This is a genomic window from Synechococcus sp. LTW-R, assembly GCF_014217875.1.
GTDB lineage: Bacteria > Cyanobacteriota > Cyanobacteriia > PCC-6307 > Cyanobiaceae > Vulcanococcus.
In genome coordinates, this window is record NZ_CP059060.1 from 2,015,162 (window position 1) to 2,037,353 (window position 22,192).

Genomic DNA, 22,192 nt, shown 5'->3' on the forward strand with positions numbered 1-22,192 from the left:
GACGCTACGGCGCCGCCAGGTTGCGGAAGCGGGTGTACTGCGGCTCAAACAGCAGCTTGACCGTGCCCACCGGCCCGTTCCGGTGCTTGGTCACGATGATCTCGGTGATGCCCCGGTCGGCCGTGTCAGGGTTGTAGTACTCGTCCCGGTAGATCATCAGCACTAGGTCGGCGTCCTGCTCGATCGAGCCCGATTCCCGCAGGTCACTGAGCATCGGTCGCTTGTTGGTCCGGGATTCCACGCCCCGGCTCAGCTGGGAGAGGGCGATGACCGGCACGTTCAGTTCACGGGCCATCTGTTTGAGGCCTCGGGTGATGCGGGACAGCTCCTGGACGCGGTTGTCCGAGCCGCCCCCTTCCATGAGCTGCAGGTAGTCGATGATCACGACCCCGAGCTCCTTGCCGCTTTCGGCCATCAGCCGCCGGCAGAGGGAGCGCATCTCGAGCACCCCCACGTTGGGTTTGTCGTCGATGTAGATCGGAATCTGCCCGAGGGTGCTGATGCCTTGTCCCAGCAGCGGCCACTCCTCGGGTTGCAGCCGGCCGGTCCGCAGCCGGCCGCTCTCGATGCCCACCTCCATGGCCAATAGGCGGTAGGTCAGCTGCTCTTTGCTCATCTCCAAGGAGAAGACGCAGACCGGCAGGTTGTGGAGCTGGGCGACGTTCTTGGCCAGGTTCAGCGTGATCGCGGTCTTCCCCATGGCGGGGCGTCCGGCCACGATGATCAGGTCGCTGCGCTGCAGCCCCTGGGTCATGGCATCGAGGTCGTAGAAGTTGACCGGGATGCCGGCCACGGCCGTTCCCAGGGAGCGGCTCTCGATCTCGTTAAAGGTGGCCGTCAGGATTTCAGCCGTGGGGGTCAGGCCCGTGCTGGGTTTCTCCTGGCTGATGGCAAAGATCTTCTGCTCGGCCTCATCGAGCACCTGCTCCATGGGCTTGCCCTGATCGAAGCCCAGCTGGATCACCTCATTGCCTGAGCGGATCAGCTGACGGCGCAGGAACTTGTCCATCACCAGGCGCGCGACCTGGTCGATCGAGGCCGTGGAGAGGGTGCGCTCCACGAGCTCCACCAGCCGGCTGCTGCCGCCGACCTTCTCGAGGGCGCCGGTGTCCGCCAACCAGGCGGTCATAGCCGTCAGGTCGGTGGGTTTGCCCTGGCTGTGCAGCATCAAGGCGGTGCGATAGATCTCCCGGTGGGCTGAGAGATAGAAGGCCTCCGGTTGCAGCACGTCGGCCACGCGGCCGATGGCATCCGGGTCCAGCAGGATCCCGCCCAGGACCGCTTCTTCGGCCTCCAGGTTCTGGGGCGGCACCCCGTCGGGCATCGCCTCGAAACGCTCGTCCTCCCGTGGCCGGCCCCGGGGCGCCCCGCGGCCGCCGCCCTCCTCGGCGTCGCTTTGGTTCAGGGGAACGCTCACCATTGCTTTGGGAGGGGCTGCAAAGAAAAAGCCGTCAGTCCCGTTGGGGCCTGACGGCGAAGGGGGTGCTCATTGTGGCGGGAACCCTGGGGTTCGCCTAGACCACGTTGAACGGTTCTTAGTGGCTGACCACTTCGAGGTTGATCTCGGCGGTGACGGCGCTGTGGAGCTTGACCTGCACCTTGTAGGTGCCGGTGCGGTGGATTTCGGGGACGATGATGTCGCGGCGATCCACTTCCTTTTTGGTGGCGGCCTCGATGGCCTCAGCCACGTCGGCGTTGGTCACGGTGCCGAAGAGCACGTCGTCGCCACCGGTCTGCTTCTTGACGGTGAAGCGGCCGATGGTGTCGAGGGCAGTGCGGAAGTCCAGGGCTTCCTGCTTGAGGGCGGCCTGACGCTCGGCTTCCTTGGCGCGGCGGTGCTCCACCTGCTTCAGGACCGCGGGGGTCAGGGGAACAGCTTTGCCTTGGGGCAGGAGGAAGTTGCGGGCATAACCGGGGGCAACTTCCACCAGGTCACCGTTCTTGCCCAGGCTCAGGACGTCCTCGCTGAGGACTACGGATACACGCTTAGCCATGGGGTTGCAGTCGAACGATCAGCGAATTTGGCGATTGATCAGACTACGCCACCACTTGCGGCCTGTGCTAGCAGCGGCGCGGGCAGGCGCACCTGGGTAGCGAGTCCCAGCCGTTGCAGCAGCTGGATGTGCATCCAGGTGAGGTCCGGTTCGCGCCAGCCCCAGCCGTGGCGAGCGGAGTGGGGATAGGCGTGGTGGGTGTTGTGCCAGCCCTCGCCAAAGGTCAGGGCGGCCACCCAGGGGTTGTTGCGGGAGCCGTCGCCACTGCTGTGGCGAATGTAGCCCCAGCGGTGGGTGGCGGAATTCACCAACCAGGTGCAGTGGTAGACGAGCACCAGGCGCAGGGGAATGCCCCAGAGCACCAGGGCCCAGCCGCCGGCGCCGGTGACGCTGCCAATCCAGAAGAGCAGTCCTGCGAGGGGCAACTGCAGCACCAGGAACCAGCGGTTCAGCCAGCGGTAGTAGGGGTCCTTGGCCAGGTCCCCTGTGAAGTGCGGGATGGCCCGCTCGGCCGGGATGTCGCGGAACATCCAGCCCATGTGGCTCCACCAGAAGCCGCGATGGCTGTTGTGGTGATCTGAATCCGTATCCGAAAACTTGTGGTGGTGGCGGTGCAGCCCGACCCAGTCAATCGGGCCTTGCTGGCAGCTCAGGGCACCGCAGGTGGCAAAGAAGCGCTCGAGCCATTGCGGAAGCCGCAGCGCCCGGTGGGAGAGCAGCCGGTGGTAGCCGATGGTGACCCCGAGGCAGGCCGTGACCCAATAGAGGATCAGCAGGGTCGCGGTGGATCCCCAGCTCCAGAACTGCGGAAGTAGGGCGATGAGGGCCAGGCCATGCAGGGCGGCCATGAAGCTGATGACTGCCCAGTTGCGGGGAAGTTTGGTGATGGGCGTTTGGGCGTGGTTGGCCCAAGCGCTGCTGCGGCTGATGGTGGCGGTCATGCCCCCTCCCGATACGGACGCGGTGTTCTCGCTAAAATGGTAGCAGTACGGATCCGTATCGGGTGAATTATCGGGACGAACTCGAAGCGGGCCGTGATGCATTCGGGCATCTGATCAAGGTCTGGCACGAGCGGAACGGTTGGAGTCAGAGGGTTTTGCCGGCCTTGGCGGAGCGCCTGGAGCTCGGCCGGGTCCACAATTCCCAGCTCTCCAACCTGCGCAATCGCAAGTTGGCCTCCCCGGGGCCGGAACTGTTCGTGGCGCTGGGGCGCATCAATGAGCTGTTGGCGGCCCAGGGGTCTGCGGGGCTCTCAGCTGAGCTCGAGCAGCAGGTCAGCGATCAGCCCGAGTTGCTGGCCGCCCTGCAGGCCTCATCCCTGGCGCTGCTGAGTGATTCCGGTGAAGCCTTGGGCCCGGCGCAGCTCTTCGAGATCTTTGTCGGCCTGCGCCAGCCGCCCGGGGCCTTTGACCTGCGCATCGACGCGGTGGAAGCCGCAGGCCTGAGCGCGGCCTTGGCGGAGCTGCTGACCGCGGGGCGTCCCTGGCGTCTCTGCCGGGAGCAATTGATCGCGGCCTATCCCGCCGAGAAGCGGCAGCGGCGGGAGCGTTTCGCTGAGGTCATGGCCGGTCAGCGGGAGTACAGCGCGGAGGAGCTCGACGCGGAATTGGCTGACCTGCGCCGGACCCTGGCGGTGCTCGGCGCGGCGGATGAGCAGGAGCTCAGCGCCGACCAATTTCTGGATCTCTTGCGCCAAAAAGCCCGACTGCTGGAGCAGCCGGGCCAAGGGGACGGGGAGTCTGATCTGGCGGAGGCGATCCGCCGACAGTTGCAGGCTTAGCCGCTGTAGCGGGCTTCGCGAACGCGCTTCGCCCAGCCCAGCTTGCGCAGCAGCTTGATGTGCTGCCAGGTGATGTCGAACTCAAACCAGCGCAGGCCGTGGCGGGCACTGGAGGGGTGGGCGTGATGGTTGTTGTGCCAGCCCTCACCGAAGCTCAGAATCGCGACCCACCAGCAATTGCGCGACAGGTCCGGGCAGTCGAAGTTGCGGTAGCCGAAGGCGTGGGTGGCGGAATTCACCAGCCAGGTCACGTGATAGACGAGCACCAGGCGCAGGGGGATGGACCAGAGCACTAGGCCGAGTCCGCCACCGTGGACTTGGGCGGCGTTGCCGTACCAATAGAGAGCGGCGCCCAGGGGGATCTGCAGCAGCAGGAACCAGCGGTCCAGCCAGCGGTAGAGCGGGTCCTGGAGCATGTCGCCGGTGAAGCGATGGATCTCCTTGATCGCGGGGATCTCATGGAGCATCCAATCGCTGTGGGCCCACCACAGACCGCGGGCGGCGTCGTGGTGATCGTTGGGCTGGTCGGAGAACTTGTGGTGGTGACGGTGCAGGCCGACCCACTCGATCGGACCGCTCTGGCATGCCAGGGTGCCCATCACCACGAGGACGCGCTCGACCCACTTGGGCGCGACAAAACTCCGGTGGGCCACCAGACGGTGCAGGCCCAGGGTGACGCCGATCACGGTTGTCCAGTACAGGACCGCGAGGACGGCAACCCCTTGCCAGCTCCAGTACTGGGGCAGCAGGGCAAAGACGGCGCCGATGTGGATCGCCAGCATGAAGCCGGTGGTCCCGGACTTGTATTTCTTCTGACTACGGGGAAGTTGAGCGCGGGGCACCACCAAAGCGGCGCGCATCCGAGCCTCCTGGGCCGCGGTGTACCCATTGGATCCGCCGGCTTGGTCCGCCCCGTCGCGTTGGGAGGCGGCCGCAGCAGCGGTGTCGTGGGCTAGGACCAAAGTGAACTCCTGAAGGGGGCGCAGGCGTCGGGTCGCTGGGGTGCTCCAACGGGGGAGCCTGCGCACCAATGGCCTGGGATGTCGATCTGCAGCGCAGGGCTGTAGTTAAGACATCAGTTCGAAAAATCTAGACGGCTGGGCCACCGGCACGCGGGAGCAGCATGGGTTCACCTGTGCATCGCCATGACCTCCTCCCACCAGGCCTGGGCTGCTGATCAATTGGCGCTCGCCCTTGCCCGCACGGCTCCGGTGGCTGAGCAGCGGCGGGCGGGAATTAAGCCCCGGCTGCAGCGGGTTCTGGATGCCTTTGCCGCGGAACGTCTTGGGGTGCACCATTTCGCCTCCGTCAGTGGCTATGGCCATGGGGACCTGGGTCGGGAGGTGCTGGACCGGGTCTTTGCCCGGGTTCTGCAGGCGGAGGCCGCGGCGGTGCGTCTGCAATTCGTGAGCGGCACCCACGCCATCGCCGCTGCTCTCTATGGCGTGTTGCGGCCCGGTGATCGGCTGTTGGCCCTCACCGGGCGCCCCTACGACACCTTGGAAGAGGTGATCGGCATCCGGGGCGAGGGCCAGGGGTCCTTGGCGGAATTTGGAGTCGCCTACGACGAGCTGGACCTCCTGCCCGATGGCAGCGTCGATGAGGCGGGGATCGCGGAGGCCTTGGCCCAGCCCACCCGCATGGTGCTGATCCAGCGCAGCTGCGGCTACAGCTGGCGCCCTTCACTGACCGTGGCCCAGATCGGCGGGCTGGTGGAGCGGGTCAAGGCGATTCAGCCCGGTTGTTTGGTCTTCGTCGACAACTGCTACGGCGAGTTGGTGGAGCTGCAGGAGCCCACCGCCGTGGGGGCGGACCTGATGGCGGGCTCCTTGATCAAGAACCTCGGCGGCACGATTGCCCCCACCGGTGGTTATGTCGCCGGCCGTGAGGAGCTGGTGGAGCAGGCCTGCTGCCGGCTGACCGCCCCGGGGATCGGCAGTGAAGGGGGTACGGGCTTTGACCTCCATCGCCTCCTCTTCCAAGGACTGTTTTTGGCGCCGCAGATGGTGACGGAGGCCCTGCTTTGTGCGGAGCTCACCGCGGCTGTGTTCGATGGCTTGGGCTATGCGGTCAAGCCCCTGGTGGGCGGCGTCCGCAGTGACGTCATCCAGGCGGTGCGCCTGGAGTCCCCCGAGCCGCTGAAGGCGGTCTGCCGCGCCTTCCAGACCTGCTCACCCGTGGGCTCCTATCTCGATCCGATCCCTGCACCGATGCCGGGTTACGCCAGTGAGTTGGTGATGGCCGGCGGCACGTTCATTGACGGCAGCACCAGCGAGTTCTCCGCCGATGGTCCCCTGCGGGAGCCCTATGTCCTGTACGCCCAGGGCGGCACAACCCAGGCCCACGCGGAGCTCGCCTTGGAGCGGGCCCTGTTGGCCTTGGCTGAATCCCATTACAAGGGTGGCCCCGGGAACAACCGCACCCCCGCAAATTCGACAAACTGAGCGTCACCTTTTGCTGCGGCGCGGCCCATGGGTCTGCACTATCCCGATGACTGCCGCTACTCGGACAGTCACGAGTACGTGAAGTCCGAAGGCGAGCTGGTGCGCGTTGGCATCAGCGCCTTTGCGGTCGGTCAGCTCGGCGACATCGTTTTTGTCGAGTTGCCCGAGGTGGGCGACAGCCTGACCCAGGGCTCGAGCTTCGGTTCGGTGGAATCGGTGAAGGCGGTCGAGGACATGCTCTCCCCGATTGACGGGACGGTGGAGGCCCGCAATGAAGCGGTCCTGGCGAGCCCGGAGGAGCTCCAGAACGATCCCTACGGCGAGGGTTGGTTGCTGTTGGTCCGACCGTCGGCTCCCGCCCAGGTCGATGGGCTGATGGATGCGGCCAGCTACGGCGCCAAGGTCGACGGCCACTGATGGAGTTGAGCACCTTTGTTCAGCGCCACATCGGTCCGACCCCGGCCGAGCAGCAGACGATGCTGCGGGATCTGGGGCTGGCTGATCTGGAGTCCCTGGTGCGCCAGGTGGTCCCTGAGGCGATTCGCCTCGAGCCCGCCCAGGCTCTCGAGGGGTTACCCGCGGGTTGCCAGGAGGCCCAGGCGCTGACGGAGCTGCAGCAGATCGCGGCGGCCAATGAGATGCGCCGCTCGCTGATCGGCCTGGGCTACTACGGCTGCATTACCCCGGCGCTGATCCAGCGTCATGTCTTCGAGAACCCGGCTTGGTACACGGCCTACACCCCCTATCAAGCGGAGATCAGCCAGGGGCGGCTGGAGGCGCTGCTCAATTTCCAGACCCTGATTAGCGAGCTCACGGGCCTGCCAATCGCCAACGCCTCGCTGCTGGATGAGGCCACGGCAGCGGCCGAGGCGATGGCCCTGAGCCTGGGGGCCTGCCGCAACCGCAAGGCCCGCCGTTTCCTGGTGGATGAAGCGGTCTTCCCGCAGACCTGGGCGGTCCTGGAGACCCGGGCTGAACCGCTGGAGCTCGTCCTGGAGCGGGTCAAGCCCCAGGAGCTGTTGGAGCGCCCGGAGGCCTTCAGTGATGCCTTTGGTCTGCTGTTGCAGTTGCCCGGCAGTTCCGGTGCCCTCTGGAACCCCGGGGCCGTCATTGCTGCGGCGCGCGACGCGGGCGTGATCGTGACGGCCGCCGTCGATCCCATGGCCCAGGTGCTGATTGCGCCGGTGGCCGAACTGGGGGTCGAGATTGCGGTGGGCAGCACCCAACGCCTGGGGATTCCCTTGGGTTTTGGCGGACCCCATGCGGCCTTCTTCGCGACCACCCCAACCCACCAGCGCAAGATCCCGGGGCGTCTGGTGGGGCAGTCGGTGGATGCGGAGGGCCATCCGGCGCTGCGCTTGGCCCTGCAGACCCGCGAGCAGCACATTCGCCGGGACAAGGCCACCAGCAACATCTGCACCGCCCAGGTTCTGCTGGCGGTGATGGCCAGCTTCTACGCGGTGCACCACGGTCCCGATGGCCTAACGGCGATCGCCCGCCGCTTGGTGTTGCTGCGGGAGTTGCTGCGCCGCGGTCTGGACACCCTGGGACACCCCGCCGAGCTGACGCCTGGCTTGGACACCCTGCGGGTGCGCTGCGCCGATGGAGCGGAATTGATCGCTCGGGCGGCGGCGGCGGGCTTCAACCTGCGCCCCGAGACCGACGGCTTTGCGATCAGCCTCGATGAGCTGAGCGACCTCGAGGAGCTGCAACGGCTGCTCTCCGCCCTGGCGGCCCTGCCCCAAACGGCTCCAGATCTGACCCAGCTGGAGCACGTCTTGCTGCAGGAGACCCAGGGGCAGCCGATCGAAGAGCGGCTCTGGGGAACCCTGGTGCCCCGCCGCAGCCGCCCCTGGCTGCAGCAGCCGGTCTTCCACCGCTACCGCAGCGAGACCGAGCTGCTTCGCTACATCCAGCGGCTTGTCTCCAAGGACTTCTCCTTGGTCCACGGGATGATTCCGCTGGGCAGCTGCACGATGAAGCTGAATGCGGCGGCCGAGCTGCTGCCGGTCAGTTGGCCGGGGTTCGCCGGTCTGCATCCCTTCGCGCCAGCGCACCAGAGCGCGGGGTATCGCCGCCTGGTGGCAGACCTTGAGCACTGGCTGGCGGCCATCACCGGCTTTGCCGGGGTCTCCCTGCAGCCCAACGCGGGCTCCCAAGGGGAATACGCCGGACTGCTGGTGATTCGCGCTTACCACCGCAGCCGCGGCGACGCCCAGCGCCGGGTGTGCTTAATCCCCACCAGTGCCCATGGCACAAACCCCGCCAGTGCCGTGATGGCGGGCTTGAAGGTGGTGGCCGTTGCCTGCGACGACCAGGGGAACATCGATCGGGCTGATCTGCAGGCCAAGGTCGAAGCCCACCGGGAGGAGCTGGCGGCCCTGATGGTCACCTACCCCTCCACCCATGGGGTGTTTGAAGAGGGCATCCGCGAGATCTGCGCGTTGGTGCATGCGCACGGCGGTCAGGTCTACCTCGATGGCGCCAACCTCAATGCCCAGGTGGGCCTGGCCAAGCCCGGTGCCTATGGCGCCGATGTGTGCCATCTCAACCTGCACAAGACCTTCTGTATTCCCCATGGCGGTGGTGGCCCGGGCGTGGGGCCGATCGCCGTGGCTTCGCACCTGGTGCCCTTCCTGCCCGGCCATCCCGCCGCGGAGGCTTGTGGGGGCGATCAGGCCATCGGTCCGATCAGCGCGGCCCCCTGGGGCAGCGCCAGCATTCTTCCGATCAGTTGGATGTACATCCGGATGATGGGCGGCGCCGGCCTGCGCCAAGCCAGTGCGGTCTCCCTGCTGGCCGCCAACTGGCTGGCTCATCAACTGGAGGATCACTTCCCGGTCCTCTATCGCGGCCAATCGGGACGGGTGGCCCACGAATGCATCTTTGATTTACGGCCGCTGAAGCGCAGTGCCGGCTTGGAAGTGGATGACCTTGCCAAGCGCTTGATGGACTACGGCTTCCATGCCCCGACGGTGAGTTGGCCGGTGGCCGGCACGGTGATGGTGGAGCCCACGGAAAGCGAGGGGTTGGCCGAGCTGCAGCGCTTCTGCGACGCGATGGCTGCGATCCGCGCAGAGGCTGCGGCGATTGAGTCGGGGGCGATGGATCCTGAGAACAATCCCCTCAAACGTGCACCCCATACGTTGTCAGCGGTGACGGCGGATGTTTGGGACCGTCCCTATAGCCGTCAGCAGGCGGCTTACCCCCAGGGAGAGGAGGCGCAGCAGGGCAAGCTTTGGCCGGCGGTGGCCCGCATTGATAACGCCTTTGGTGACCGCAACTTGGTTTGTACCTGCCCTTCTGTTGAGGAAATGGCCGTTTCATCGCCAACGGCGGCTTGATTAGGGTTTAAATTCACTTGCAAAGGGAAAAGTGCAGAATTTCTTTCTGCTAGTTCCCTTGATTTCCCACCAATATCTGCTGCAACTGCAGTCATCGCTGTAGTTCAAGGGGGCCCATGAGCGACGAGACCAAAATCACCACCCTCGAAGACCAGCAGGGCGTGAAGCTTCCCTCCCTGCAGGGCAGCCTCAACCAAGCAGCGATGACCGGTCAGACCCTTCGGGTCGAAGGCACCAACGTGGTGCGCGTTCCCTTCGGCGTTCGCCGTCCCCGCCGCGCCCGTCCGGCGCGCCCGGATCATTGGGCCACCGTGGTGCTGCCGTTCCAGGCTGGTGGCTCCACCCCGCCCCCGCCGCAGGCCGCCTAGTCGGCGTTCTGGCCAAGGCGCCAGTCAATTAAGGCTTTGACGTCTTCCACGGAGCTCGCTGGTGCGCGAAAGGGCAGCAGCTTCATCGGGCTGCGTTCAGGCCTGACCATCCAGGACAGGTCCTTCTGTGGGATCAAGACGAAGCCGCGATAGCGAACAATCCAGCGCTGGGAGGTTGGACTGGGGTTGGTGAGCGCTCCCATCCATCGGCGTGGCGTCAGAAATGTATTTCAGCCCTTGTGGGGCTGAGCTCCCCTGAATTCAGGTTTTCTTCCGCTGCAGATCACGAGATCTTGCAGGTCGTTCAATAGTTGGCACCGCTACGGCGCTGGTGGACGGCGGTGGTGGCTTCGCCATCCAGCAGGGCGCCGGATCCCACCTGGGCGTAGATCAGCCAGTGGTCGCCGCACTCCATGCGCTGTTTGACGCTGCAGTCCAACCAGGCCAGGGCGTCGGGGAGGATCGGCTGACCGCCGGGGCTCTCCTCCAGGTCCAGGCCCGCGAAGCGGTCGGCACCGGGAGCAAAGGGCTGGAGGAACTGCTTCATCGGTCCGCTCTCACGGCCGGAGGCCAGCACGTTGAGGGCGAAGGAATCGCCGACGTGCAGCAGGGCTTCCACGGCCCGGTCCTTGGCGACGGCCACGGTCAGGCCCGGCGGGGTAAAGCTCGCCTGGCTGACCCAGCTGGCGACCATGGCGCCGCTGAGTTGGCTTTCGCCACTGCCCTTGCGGGTGGTGAGCACGCAGAGGGACCCGATGACCCGACCAAGGGCGAGGACGGCGGGGTTGCTGCGGCTTTCGCTGAGGCCGCCGCTACTGGCGCTGCGGCGTTGGGCCTTGCGTTGGGCCGTGATCAAGCTGCGGCCGAGGCCGGTTCCGGTTTCCTCGAGGGTTTTGATCGTGGAGGCATCGGGGCTGAACTTCACCCGGATTGGCTCAAAGGCGAACGTGAAGCCGCCGTCCCGCAGCTTGCTCTCCAACAGATCAATCGCCTCACCGCTCCAGCCGAAGCTGCCGAAGACGCCAACGGGTTTGGAGCGGTCCCCTTCGGCGAGCACCGTGCCCAGGGCCGAGACGATCGGCGTTGGGGCATGGCCCCCCAGGGTGGGGGAGCCGATGAGCAGCGCATCGCAACTGCGGATCGTCTCCAGCAGTTTTTCGGCGGGGGTGAATTCGCAGTTGACGCTCTCGACCCGCACGCCGGTGCGGGAGACCCCTTGGGCGAGGGCGTCGGCGATGGCGGCGGTGTTGCCGTAGGCGCTGGCGAAGAGCAGGGCCACCGAGAGGCTGGAGCGTTCCTGGGATTCACCCCAGCGGCGGTAGTCCACCAGCAGGCTGCGCCAGCTCTCGGCAATGGCCGGGCCATGGCCGGGGGCGATGCAGCGGATGGAGAGCTCATCGAGGCGGTTGAGTACTGCTTCCACCTGGCGGGCCATCGGCGCCATCAGGCAGTCATAGAAGTACCGCCGGTCTTCCTCGGTGCTGCTGCGGTTCGCTTCCGCCCAGTCCTGGCTGCAGAGGTGGGCCGAGAAGAACTTGCCGCTCATCAGCAGGCCGGTGGTCTCCTCGAAGGCCATCAGGGCACCGGGCCAGCGCGGGGTTGGCGCGGAGAGCAGGTTGATCGTGTAGCCGTCGGGGCGCTCGATGCTGTCTTCGCCCCGCACCACGGTCAGGGGCGGGAGCGGCGGTAGGGCCGGGGGTTCCGCTTCGCCGGCGGGTGTGGGTTTGCGCTGGGCCCAGAGGTCCTGGAGCAGCTTGGCGCCGGGGTTGGAGGCGATCAGCCTCAGCTTGTCCCAGCGCCGGGCCAGCTCATGCAGCAGGGCAATTCGGTTGGGGTTGACGTGGCTGACGACCACCTGCAGCTCGGTGCTGCTGGGCACGAGGGCCGCAAGCTGCTCGAGGTAGGGCTCCGCGAAGGAGGCGCCGGGGGGGTGGACCAAGAGCGCGGCGGCGCTGCCGATCTGCTCGCCCTCTCCATTCCTGGGCAGGAACAGAAAGCTGTTGGCCGTCGTGCCGCGCTCCAGGCCGTATTCGACCTCAAAGCGCAGGCGCTTGGGGCTGAGGCACCGCAGGCAGACCAGTCCCGGTTCAACCGGCAGCTGGATGACCTGCCGTTCTGCAGTGGCGCTGGCCATCAGTAATGGTTCCCCACTTTGCGGTGGTGGACGGCGGTGCGGGCCTCGGTGTCCGAGACATTCCCCTGCTCCACCTCGCCGTAGATGATCCAGTGGTCGGGGCCCTCCATCCGCTGGCTGACGCGGCAGCCGAGGAAGGCCAGGGCATCGCCGAGGACTGGGCCGCCATTGGCGACGCCCTCGAGGGTGCTGACGCCGGCGAAGCGATCCGCCCCCGGCGGGAAGCGCTTGAGGAAGTGCCGCATCAGGTCCTGGTAGTTGTCCTCCCGCAGGATGTTGAGCACGAAGCGATCGCCCACCTGCAGCAGGGCTTCGATGGCCCGGTCCTTGGCGACGGCCACGGTGATGCCGGGGGGATCAAAACTGGCCTGGCTGACCCAGCTGGCGACCATCGCGGAGGCGCGCTCCTCCTGACGGGCGGTCACCACGTAGAGGCCTCCGGAGAGACGACCGAGGGCTTTGTCGAGATCGCCATCGAGGGACTTCATGGCCGCGATGGTCTTGGCTCGGGTGAGGAGTTGACCGAGGTCGGTGCCGGCTTCTTCGCAGCGCTGGTAGTCGTTGCCATCGGGAACCTGGCGCACCCGCAGGGGCTCGAAGGCCTCCTTCTGGCCCATGCTGCGCAGCTGCGTGGCGACCGCGTCAATCGGCTCGTCGTTGCCGCCGTAGGCGTCGTAGCTGCCGATCCACTGTTTGGGTTTCAGGGCCGCCAGCAGGGTGCCGATGGAGGCCTGGAGTTCGGGGTCAGGATTGGCGGGCCAGGTTGGGACGACGACGGCGCTCGCTTCACCAATCAAGGCGCTGAGTTCCTGGGCGTCGGTGGCTCGCAGGTCCACGAGTTGCACCTGGGCTTCGGCTTTACCGATGCCCCTGGCAATGGCCTGGCTGAGGCGGTCGCAGAAGCCGTATTGGCTGAGGTAGCAAACGGCGGCATAGGCCTCCCCTTTGCTGCGGTCGCTGCTCCAGTCCTTGTAGTCCCCCATCCAGAGGTTGAGGTGGTGGCGTAGCAGCGGACCGTGGCCGGTGGCGATCGTGTTGATGGTGCCCTCGAGGCCATCCATGCGCTTCATCGCCTGGAGGACACTGCGGGCGTTGGGGCCCATCAGGCAGTCGTAATAGAAGCGGAAGTCCGGAGCCAGGGCGCCGGGGTCCAGATCGAAGGTGTCCTCGGAGCAGTAGTGCATCCCGAAGGCATCGCAGGTGTAGAGGATCCCGGTGCCGTGGTCGAAGGAAAAGATGGTGTCCGGCCAGTGCAGGTTGGGGGCACTGAGGAACTCAAAGTGGTGTTGGATCCCGCTCTCGGGGTTGGTGCCCAGGTCGAGTTCATCGCCGCTTTTGACCGCGCGGCTCTTGAAGGGTCGATGCACCTGGTTTTCCAGGAATTGAATCGCGACCTTGGAGCCCACGACTTCAATGTCGGGGTTGAGGTCGATGACGTGACCCACCAGGCCGGAGTGGTCCGGTTCGGTGTGGCTGACGATCAGGACGTCGATCGCTTTGGGATCGATCTGCTCCTTGAGCAGGTCCAGCCAGGTCCCTTCGAACTTGAGGTGGCTGGTGTCGATTAAGGCGGTGCGCTCGCCCCGCACCAGAAAGCTGTTGTAGGTCGTGCCGTTGCGCAGGCCGAACTCAATGTCGAAGCGGCTGCGGTCCCAGTCCAGGGAGCGGATCGTGGTGGTGTCGCTGGCGATGGCCTCGCACTGCAGGCTCAGCCGGGGCGTGCTGGCAACGACAGCCATGGGATCACCAGGGGGGTGGGTGAACTCTACGGAGCTTCTCCAGGGAGCTGGCTAATGACCTTTGGCATGGCCAGAAAAAAGCCCTGGCGTTTGGCCAGGGCTCGGTCCCGTCTCTCTCTGGTTGGTGTGATCGTTCTGGTCGCTTAGCCCTCCACCTTCACGGAAACGGTGGTCATGGTTTGGGCCTTGGGGGCGGTGACCAGCAGCAGCCCGTCGCGGTAGTGGGCCTCGAGGCCCTCCCGGTCGATGCCGGAGGGGAAGCGGAAGCTGCGGCTCCAGGTGCCGTAGCGGAATTCGCTCAGGAGCGGCGCTTGGGCGTCGGCGGCCTCCTCGGGGGCGAGGCGCTCGGCGCTGATGACGAGGGTGCGATCGGTGGCTTTGACATCGATCGAGTCACGCTTCACGCCCGGCAGTTCCAAGGTGATGGCGAAGCCAGCCTCGGTTTCACGCACTTCAGCGGCGGGGACGCGCTCAGCGGTGTGCAGCTGCTGCTCGAGTTGTTCGAACAGATCAAAGGGTGATTGGCGCAGGGTCAGCATGGCTGTTCCTCCAAGACTTGACTGGGCGGGGTGTTGCCCGCAACGCCAATGTGGCCCCGCTGAATGAGAACTAAGAGAGCGAGAACCGACCCTCTCAGTACGGCCCTCACCCCTCGGGTTCGGTTGCTACGCCTGGGTTGTCGTGGGAGCCGAACCGCTGTTCAGAGCCACCACCAATCGCTGAAGGCCGCCGCCTGGCCGCAGGGGCGTCCATCGGGGTCACTCAGGCACCAGAGCCGGGCGTTGTGGATTTGAAAGCGCCGGCCCGTGCTGCTGATGCGGATGCCGCTGTAGCCCTCGATCGCCTGTTGCTGCAACGCTTGCTGCAGCGCCAGGGAGCGGCTTTGGCGCTCTTGGGCTTCGGCGGTCAGGCGCGAGGGCATGCCGACCATGGCGCCCCAGGGGCGCTCCCAGAGTTGAAGGGCCGCGGCGTTGGCGTAGGTCAGGCAGGGGTCGCTGCTGCCGTCATGGGCCAGCACGACGAGATCCGCCGAGAAGAGTTCTTGGGCCGATGGGGCCAGGGTTCGGCCAAAGGCCTGGGTGTGGGAGCGGAGGATCCGCTCGGCCAAATGCCGCTTCCCGGGGGTGAGCCAAGGGGCGGGTGCTTGCTCGAGTTGTTGCCGCCTCAGGCGGTGGCGCCGATCCCTCAGAGGCACCTCAGTCGTCCTGGTTGCTGCCGGCGGCCATCGCGGTGGCCATCGCAGTGGAACCGAAGCTGGCCCCCTGGGCCTTCAGGTGTTCGACGAATTGCTTGCCGGCCTCGGGGAAGCGGCCGTCTTCTGCCAAGGGGATCGCGCCGGCTTCATCCAAACCGGTGTCCCCCTCCATGGCTGGGGTGATCACCACCAGGCCCGGATCCAGGGCTGCTCCGTAGCGCCACCAGCGTTTGGGCTCGCGGATCGAGATCGGTGCTGGGTTGGCTTGAGGGGTGACCGCCGGCTCTGCATCGGGGTTGGCCTTGGCCTCTTTGGCTTTCTTGGCGAGCAGGGCCCTGCGCTTCACGGCCAGGTCGCTGAGCAGCTGGGCGCGGGTGCGGCCCCGCAGCTGGAAGAGGACGAAGGGGTCTTCGCTGAAGCGCTCCCCCATCAAGTAGTAGACGGCGCTGACGTGCTTGCAGGGGTTGACCTTGTCCGGGCAGGTGCATTCGCTGCGCACCTCCTGCAACTTGAAGGGGAAGAGGCGCTTGCCACTGGCCGCGAAGGCGCGCTCGATGTCCTGCGGCATCACCCCCGCCAGGAGTTGGGCGGACCAACGGGCTTTTTGGCCGAGGGCCTCGAGGACGTAGTTCCAGTCCTCGTCGTTGAGGACATCCAGCCAGAGCTTCACCTTGTAAGGGTCTTCGCCGCTGCCCTGCACCCGGGCGTGAACGCGGCGGCCTTCAAAGCGGATCGAGAGGACATTGCCTTCGCGGGCGTAGGCCCAGGCCCGCTCCAAGCGCTTCTTGAAGCGATAGCCGTTGATCAGCTCCATCCACTGCTCAACCCACCAGGGCTGCTGGCTCAAGCCCTCATCGCCGAGCTGGGTGGTGATGCCGTTGGAGGAAAGGGTCATGGGATTAGTCCTCGCTGAGGGTGACGAGTTCTTTGAGTTGGCTCACATCCATGCCGCCGAGCCAATCCTCACCGGAGCCCACGATGTCTTCGGCGAGTTTCGACTTCTCTTTGATCATGCGGTCGATGCGCTCTTCGACGGAGCCGCTGGTGATGAACTTGTGGACCATCACCCGGTTCTGCTGGCCGATGCGGTAGGCCCGGTCGGTGGCCTGGTTTTCCACCGCGGGGTTCCACCAGCGGTCGATGTGGAAGACGTGACTGGCGCGGGTCAGGTTCAGGCCAACGCCGCCGGCCTTGAGGGACAGCAGGAAGAGTTGCGGGCCGCGGGGGTCGTCTTGGAAGCGGTCGACCATGGCCTGACGCTCGGTCTTGCTGGTGCTGCCGTAGAGGAAGGGCACCTCTTGGCGCCACTTGTGCTCGAGGTGGGCCTTGAGGAGGTGGCCCCATTCGGCGAACTGGGTGAAGAGCAGGGCCCGATCGCCGGCCTCCACCACTTCCTCGAGGATCTCCTCGAGCCGCTGCACCTTGGCGCTCCGGGCGGCGAACTCCTTGAAGAAGCTGGCATCCGCGTCCGCGGGGTCCTGCTTGAGGGCGAGGGCCGGGTGGTTGCAGATCTGCTTGAGCTTTGTGAGCAGGGCCAGCACCTGACCGTGTTTCTGGCCCAGGGACGCCCGGGCGATCGCATCGAGGCTCTCGTCTACGGTCTTGGAGTAAAGCTTTTTCTGCTCGGGGGCCAGACCCACCCATTCGCTCAGTTCCACCTTTTCGGGCAGGTCGGAAATGATCGACTTGTCGGTCTTCAGGCGGCGGAGGATGAAGGGGCCCACGCGGCCCTTCAGGTCCCGTAGGGATGACATGTCGCCGTAGCGCTCGATCGGCATCCGGTAGCGCTGGCGGAAGAACGGCTCATCGCCGAGCACCTTGGGATTGAGGAAATCCATCAGGGCCCAGAGCTCGCTCACCCGGTTCTCCACCGGGGTGCCGGTCAGGGCAATGCGGAAGCGGGGACCCTTGCCGGGGCGTCCCATGTCTCGGGCCGCCATGGACTGCTTGGCGGTGTGGTTTTTGATCGCCTGGGCTTCATCGATTACGACCCCCTGCCAGTCGACCTTGTCCAGCAGCTCGCTGTCCCGTTGCAGCAGGCCATAGGTGGTCAGGACCAGATCCACGCCCTTCAGTGCTTTTTTGAGGGCTTCCGCGCTGGAGGGGCGGCGGGGGCCGTAGTGCTCGTTGACCGTCAGGTCCGGGGTAAAGGCCGCGGCTTCCCGCTTCCAGTTCGTCAGCACCGAGGTGGGGGCCACGAGCAGCACGGGGCGCTTGAGCTCCTCTTCGGCCTTGAGGTGTTGGAGGAAGGCCAAGAGCTGAATCGTTTTGCCCAGACCCATGTCGTCGGCCAGGCAGGCGCCCTGATCGAAGCGGTGCAGGAAGGCCAGCCAGCCCAGGCCGCGCTCCTGGTAGGGCCTCAGTTGCCCGGCAAAGCCAGGGGGCGCCGGCAGGGGATCGGGGGCCTTCTGTTGGTGGTACTGCTCGAGGACCGCCTGCAGGCGGGGCCCGGCGGTGAAGGCGTGAACCGGCAGCCGCGCCAGGGTCTCGCCCTCGTTGCCCGTGATGCGCAGGGCGTCATCGAGGCTGAAGGGCGGCTCCGAGGAGCAGAACTTCTCGGCGTTCTTGAGGTCCAGCGGCCGCAATTCGATCCAGGCGCCTTTGTGTTGCACCAGGGGGCTGCGCTTGGCCGAGAGCTTCTCGAGGTCCTTCAGGTTCAGCGTGACCCCGCCGATCATGAATTCCCAGCGCCAATCCAGGCTTTCGCCGAGTGTGAAGCCGCGGGATTTCTCGGGCAGCTCGGCCGTGATCGCCAAGCCCAGGCGGCTGGCCAGGCCCCCGGAGAGGCTGGCCGGGAGGACCACACCGACACCCACATCCCGCAGACGGGCCGCGGCGGTGCGCACCAGAACAAAGGCCTCCGCGGGGGTGAGCTGCATCGCCTCGGGAGTCGCGGCATCGAGGCCCCGCTCCAGCGGCTCAAAGGCCAAGAGGGCCCGGCCTAGGCCCTCCAGCAGCAGCGCCCCGGGCTGCTCCAGTTGCAGTTCACCGAGGGCCAGGGTGCTGTCGCCCGCGGCCCAGACCAGGCCGGCCGGCAACCGCAGGGTCGGGTCAGCCTCCGCTTGAAGGCCGAATTTCAGCTCCCAGAGTTCCTCCCCTTCTGGCGGGGTGAAGAGCTCGAGGCAGGCCCGGGCAGGGGCGACCTTGCCGGCGACGGTCTCGCGCCAGTGGTTGCTGGCGCCGCAGAGACGCTCCTGTTCTTCCTCGTCGAGTTTGAGCTTGCCGTCGCGGCTGGCGAGGCCCTCTTCCCAGGCCGCCAGCAGGGGGTCTAGGCCTGCTGCGCCCGGCTGGAAGGCTTCCCGCAGCTGCCCGTCCACCAGCTTGTCGACGATGCTCGCCACCAGGAGCCGATTGGAGCGGGGACGGCCGCAGGCCAACTGGGGATCGGGGCTGGAGGCGGCCACCACCTGGGGCATCTGGGAGGCCAGCTCCTCCAGCCGGCGGCGGTCGTCTTCCCGGTTGAGTAGCGGGCGCCAGCTGGCTTTGCCGTCCGCGCTCTCCGGCAGCCAGCGGCCCCGGGCGATCAGGCTGAGGCACCAGCGCTGGACGTGGCACCACCAGAGCAGGTCATCCCCCAGGCCCGCCTCATAGGCGCCTGAGAGGGGCAATTGATTGAGCCATTCGGCAGCGGGGCCGGGTTTGAGGAACCAACCCTCCACCTGCCAGGGCCACCAGCTCAGGTCCTTGGGGAGGGGTTCCCCGGATTGCAGCGGTAGGCCACTCCAGCGGCTGCTGTCTGTGCTCTTGGTGCCGCGGCTTTGCTGCTGGCGGCTAGGCAGGGTCAGGGTGACGGTGGCCTGACGCAGGTCCTCGGACCAGAAGTTGTTGTCGTCGAGCCAGGTCGCCAGATCGTCCAGATCCAGGCTCAGGGGGTGGAAGGGGGCCTCTTCCTGTGGGCTGACGGGTTCAGCCACACGCCAGGTATCCGCCCAGATCAAGAGGCCGGCGGTGGGCGCCTTGCCTTTGGCGAAGCTCCCCGCCGGGACGACGGGCAGCCAGGTGGCATGCAGCAGGCTCATGGAGGCGGGGCCTGGGGTTCAGGGGCGCCGCTGGATCGGTTCAACCCGGGTCACGACAAGTCGCGATAGGGCCATCGATCCGTGCAACACCAGCGCGGCGCCGATCAGCGGCAACCAAGCACGAATGAACCCCATCATCACAGTTGGCGCGACCTCAGCCAAGGTCTGGGGCCAAGGTTCCTGGAGCGGCCAGGGCAAAAGCGCCGGTAGGCCGAGGCTGTGGATGCCGCAGACCGCTCCGACGAGGCCCGCCTGCAGGTGGCTGTCGTTGGGGTCCACCCGCTGCAGGTGGAAGGCCAGGAGGCCATAGAAAAAGCCGCAGCCGCCAGCCCTCAGGGCCGATTCCAAGCCGAGTGGCAGCCCCAAGATCAAGGCGCTGAAGCCAGCCCCCAGGGCCCAGGCGATCGAGCGCAGCCGCAGTTCGGCCCGGCTGGGCTCAGCGGTGGCGGGGGAGGCGGCGCTCATGCTGCGCGATCATGCCGGGTTCAGGCTCGTTTTGCTTCGCCATGGCCGCCGCTCCCCGCACTGGTGCTGAGATTCGTGCGGCCTTCCTCGACTTCTACGAGCAGCGGGGCCACAAGCCGATGGCCAGCGCCTCCCTGGTGCCGGAGGACCCGACGGTTCTGCTGACCATTGCCGGGATGCTGCCGTTTAAGCCGGTGTTTCTCGGTCAGCAGCCCCGGCCTTCGGCCCGCGCGACCAGCAGCCAGAAGTGCATTCGCACCAACGACATCGAAAACGTGGGGCGCACGGCGCGACACCACACGTTCTTCGAGATGCTCGGGAACTTCTCCTTTGGCGACTACTTCAAGGAGCAGGCCATCCAGTGGGCCTGGGAGCTGAGCACCACGGTGTTTGGTATTAGCCCCAAGAACTTGGTGGTCAGCGTCTTCCGCGAGGACGACGAAGCCGAGCAGATCTGGCGCGACGTGGTGGGGGTGAACCCCAAGCGGATCATCCGGATGGATGAGGCCGACAACTTCTGGGCCTCGGGTCCCACCGGCCCTTGCGGCCCATGCTCGGAGATCTATTACGACTTCGAGCCCGAACTGGGCGATGAGGGCATCGACCTCGAGGACGACAGCCGCTTCATCGAGTTTTACAACTTGGTGTTCATGCAGTACAACCGCGACGCTGAGGGCAGCCTCACGCCGCTGGAGAACCGCAACATCGACACCGGGATGGGCCTCGAGCGTATGGCCCAAATCCTGCAAAAGGTTCCGAACAACTACGAGACCGACCTCATTTATCCGCTGATCGAGACCGCAGCCGGTCTGGCCGGGGTCGACTACAAGCAGCTCGACGCCAAGGGCCAGACCTCGCTGAAGGTGATCGGGGACCACAGCCGCGCGGTGACCCAGTTGATCTGTGATGGCGTCACCGCCAGCAACCTCGGCCGCGGTTACATCTTGCGCCGCCTGCTCCGTCGCGTGGTCCGCCACGGACGTCTCCTGGGCATCGACAAGCCCTTCCTGACGGCGATGGGTGAGGCGTCGATTGCCCTGATGCAGGCGGCCTATCCCCAGCTGCTCGAGCGCCAGGAGGTGATCCTGAGCGAGCTGAAGCGCGAAGAGGCGCGCTTCCTGGAAACCCTGGAGCGGGGCGAGAAGCTGCTGGCGGATGTGCTCGCGGCCAAGCCCAAGCAGATCTCAGGCGAGCAGGCCTTTGAGCTCTACGACACCTACGGCTTCCCCCTGGAGTTGACCCAGGAGATCGCCGAGGAGCATGGCCTCGCGGTCGACCTGGATGGCTTTGAACAGGCCATGGAGGCCCAGCGCCAACGGGCGAAGGCCGCGGCGGTGAGCATCGATCTGACCCTGCAGGACGCCATCGATCAGATGGCGGCCGACCTGGAGGCCACCCGCTTCCAGGGCTATGAGCTGCTGGACCACAGCAGCAGCGTTCAGGCGCTGGTGGTCAATGGTGAACCGGCGGAACGGGCCGAGGCTGGTGACAATGTTCAGCTGGTCCTCGACACCACGCCCTTCTACGGCGAAGGCGGTGGTCAGGTCGGCGACCGCGGGGTGTTGAGCGGAGACGGCTTGATCGTCGCGATTGAGGCCGTGAGCCGGAACCGCAGCGTCTTTGTCCACAGCGGCCGGGTGGAGCGCGGCAGCGTGAGCGTCGGCGATGTCGTCCACGGCCAGGTGGATCGGGCCTGCCGCCGGCGTGCCCAGGCGAACCACACGGCAACCCACCTCTTGCAGTCGGCCCTCAAGCAGGTTGTCGACCCCGGGATCGGTCAGGCCGGCTCCCTGGTTGATTTCGATCGCCTGCGTTTTGACTTCCATTGCCCCCGGGCGATCACGGCCGAGGAGCTCGAGCAGATCGAGATCCTGATCAACGGTTGGATCGCCGAGGCCCACAGCCTCGAGGTGCAGGAGATGGCGATCGAGAAGGCCAAGGCCGCCGGCGCCGTGGCGATGTTCGGTGAGAAATACGCCGACGTGGTTCGGGTCGTCGATGTTCCAGGCGTGTCGATGGAGCTCTGTGGCGGCACCCACGTCAGCAACACCGCTGAGATCGGCCTGTTCAAGATCGTCAGCGAAAGCGGCGTGGCCGCGGGCATCCGCCGCATTGAGGCGGTGGCGGGTGCGGCGGTGCTCGCCTACCTGAATGAGCGCGACGCGGTGGTGAAGCAGCTCGGCGAGCGCTTCAAGGCCCAACCGGCAGAGATCGTTGAGCGGGTCGTCAGCCTGCAGAGCGAGCTGAAGGCGAGCCAGAAGGCGCTGGCCGCTGCGCGCGAGGAACTGGCCTTGGCGAAATCCGCGGCCCTGGCGAGCCAGGCCGAAGCGGTCGGCGAGTGCCAGGTGCTGATCAGCCGCCTGGATGGCGTGGAAGGTGGTGGCCTGCAGAGCGCCGCCCAGGGGCTTGTGGATCAACTCGGCGATGGAGCCGCCGTGGTCCTCGGTGGCCTGCCGGATCCATCGGATCTGGGCAAGGTGATCCTGGTGGCCGCCTTCGGCAAAGGTGTGATCGCCAAGGGCCAGCAGGCTGGCAAGTTCATTGGCGCCGTGGCCAAGGCCTGCGGTGGCGGTGGTGGCGGGCGGCCGAACCTGGCGCAGGCCGGTGGTCGCGATGGTGCAGCCCTGGATGCCGCGCTGGAGCAGGCCAAAGGTGAGCTGACCGCGGCCCTGGCCTGATCCAGACAGCTCCGGAACCGTTCTCCTGGCGT

At 66.4% G+C, this 22,192-nt stretch carries 18 protein-coding genes; 6 read left to right on the forward strand and 12 right to left on the reverse strand.

Features of this window, described 5'->3' with window-relative positions; translation table 11 throughout:
* Window positions 1-4: 4 nt before the first annotated feature.
* The 3 genes from dnaB to H0O22_RS11205 form a co-directional block, all read right to left on the reverse strand.
* Window positions 5-1,420, reverse strand: a complete 1,416-nt coding sequence (gene dnaB, locus H0O22_RS11195; RefSeq protein WP_185186722.1) for a replicative DNA helicase — start codon at window positions 1,418-1,420, stop codon at window positions 5-7.
* Between the two features lie 115 nt (window positions 1,421-1,535).
* Complete coding sequence (gene rplI, locus H0O22_RS11200; RefSeq protein WP_185186723.1) at window positions 1,536-1,994, reverse strand: 50S ribosomal protein L9; 459 nt, start codon at window positions 1,992-1,994, stop codon at window positions 1,536-1,538.
* Window positions 1,995-2,032: 38 nt separating this feature from the next.
* Window positions 2,033-2,935 carry a fatty acid desaturase gene (locus H0O22_RS11205; protein WP_185186724.1) on the reverse strand — a complete coding sequence of 301 codons (903 nt, stop codon included), beginning with the start codon at window positions 2,933-2,935 and terminating at the stop codon, window positions 2,033-2,035.
* Between the two features lie 62 nt (window positions 2,936-2,997).
* On the opposite strand from H0O22_RS11205, the gene H0O22_RS11210 reads away from it, so the two are divergent.
* Complete coding sequence (locus H0O22_RS11210; protein WP_185186725.1) at window positions 2,998-3,774, forward strand: hypothetical protein; 777 nt, start codon at window positions 2,998-3,000, stop codon at window positions 3,772-3,774.
* On the opposite strand, the gene H0O22_RS11215 is transcribed toward H0O22_RS11210, so the two are convergent.
* Window positions 3,771-4,634, reverse strand: a complete 864-nt coding sequence (locus H0O22_RS11215) for a fatty acid desaturase (protein WP_185188414.1) — start codon at window positions 4,632-4,634, stop codon at window positions 3,771-3,773. The two genes, H0O22_RS11210 and H0O22_RS11215, sit on opposite strands and share 4 nt — an antisense overlap.
* Window positions 4,635-4,919: 285 nt before the next feature.
* Here H0O22_RS11215 and H0O22_RS11220 point away from each other — a divergent pair, with 285 nt between their 5' ends.
* The 4 genes from H0O22_RS11220 to H0O22_RS11235 all read left to right on the forward strand — a co-directional run bounded on the left by H0O22_RS11220 (window position 4,920) and on the right by H0O22_RS11235 (window position 9,930).
* Window positions 4,920-6,218, forward strand: a complete 1,299-nt coding sequence (locus tag H0O22_RS11220) for a methionine gamma-lyase family protein (protein WP_185186726.1) — start codon at window positions 4,920-4,922, stop codon at window positions 6,216-6,218.
* A 27-nt stretch (window positions 6,219-6,245) separates the two neighbouring features.
* A complete protein-coding gene (gene gcvH / locus H0O22_RS11225; RefSeq protein WP_185186727.1) occupies window positions 6,246-6,635 on the forward strand; it encodes a glycine cleavage system protein GcvH in 390 nt (129 codons plus the stop codon).
* Window positions 6,635-9,562, forward strand: a complete 2,928-nt coding sequence (gene gcvP / locus H0O22_RS11230; protein WP_185186728.1) for an aminomethyl-transferring glycine dehydrogenase — start codon at window positions 6,635-6,637, stop codon at window positions 9,560-9,562. The genes gcvH and gcvP overlap by 1 nt, the downstream gene beginning before the upstream one ends.
* A 116-nt stretch (window positions 9,563-9,678) precedes the next feature.
* Window positions 9,679-9,930 (forward strand): hypothetical protein, encoded by a 252-nt coding sequence (locus H0O22_RS11235; RefSeq protein WP_185186729.1) that lies wholly within the window; start codon window positions 9,679-9,681, stop codon window positions 9,928-9,930.
* On the opposite strand, the gene H0O22_RS11240 is transcribed toward H0O22_RS11235, so the two are convergent.
* The 8 genes from H0O22_RS11240 to H0O22_RS11275 all read right to left on the reverse strand — a co-directional run bounded on the left by H0O22_RS11240 (window position 9,927) and on the right by H0O22_RS11275 (window position 19,482).
* A complete protein-coding gene (locus H0O22_RS11240) occupies window positions 9,927-10,133 on the reverse strand; it encodes a hypothetical protein (RefSeq protein WP_185186730.1) in 207 nt (68 codons plus the stop codon). The genes H0O22_RS11235 and H0O22_RS11240 overlap by 4 nt on opposite strands.
* Before the next feature lie 101 nt (window positions 10,134-10,234).
* Window positions 10,235-12,064 carry a diflavin flavoprotein gene (locus H0O22_RS11245; RefSeq protein WP_185186731.1) on the reverse strand — a complete coding sequence of 610 codons (1,830 nt, stop codon included), beginning with the start codon at window positions 12,062-12,064 and terminating at the stop codon, window positions 10,235-10,237.
* On the reverse strand, window positions 12,064-13,803 hold the full coding sequence (locus tag H0O22_RS11250) for a diflavin flavoprotein (RefSeq protein WP_185186732.1): 1,740 nt from the start codon (window positions 13,801-13,803) through the stop codon (window positions 12,064-12,066). The genes H0O22_RS11245 and H0O22_RS11250 overlap by 1 nt, the downstream gene beginning before the upstream one ends.
* A gap of 143 nt (window positions 13,804-13,946) precedes the next feature.
* On the reverse strand, window positions 13,947-14,342 hold the full coding sequence (locus H0O22_RS11255; RefSeq protein WP_185186733.1) for an Hsp20/alpha crystallin family protein: 396 nt from the start codon (window positions 14,340-14,342) through the stop codon (window positions 13,947-13,949).
* A 161-nt stretch (window positions 14,343-14,503) separates the two neighbouring features.
* Window positions 14,504-14,998, reverse strand: coding sequence for an MEKHLA domain-containing protein (locus tag H0O22_RS11260; RefSeq protein WP_255439305.1), 495 nt, complete (start codon window positions 14,996-14,998; stop codon window positions 14,504-14,506).
* 1 nt (window position 14,999) lies between these two features.
* The gene (locus tag H0O22_RS11265) at window positions 15,000-15,893 is read right to left on the reverse strand and encodes an SWIM zinc finger family protein (protein WP_185186734.1); all 894 of its coding nucleotides are present in this window, start codon (window positions 15,891-15,893) and stop codon (window positions 15,000-15,002) included.
* A 4-nt stretch (window positions 15,894-15,897) separates the two neighbouring features.
* The gene (locus H0O22_RS11270; protein WP_185186735.1) at window positions 15,898-19,017 is read right to left on the reverse strand and encodes a DEAD/DEAH box helicase; all 3,120 of its coding nucleotides are present in this window, start codon (window positions 19,015-19,017) and stop codon (window positions 15,898-15,900) included.
* 18 nt (window positions 19,018-19,035) lie between these two features.
* Entirely contained in the window at window positions 19,036-19,482 is a 447-nt protein-coding gene (locus tag H0O22_RS11275; protein WP_185186736.1) for a hypothetical protein, read from the reverse strand.
* 41 nt (window positions 19,483-19,523) lie between these two features.
* Here H0O22_RS11275 and alaS point away from each other — a divergent pair, with 41 nt between their 5' ends.
* Window positions 19,524-22,160, forward strand: coding sequence for an alanine--tRNA ligase (gene alaS, locus H0O22_RS11280; RefSeq protein WP_185186737.1), 2,637 nt, complete (start codon window positions 19,524-19,526; stop codon window positions 22,158-22,160).
* The last annotated feature ends 32 nt before the right edge of the window (window positions 22,161-22,192 follow it).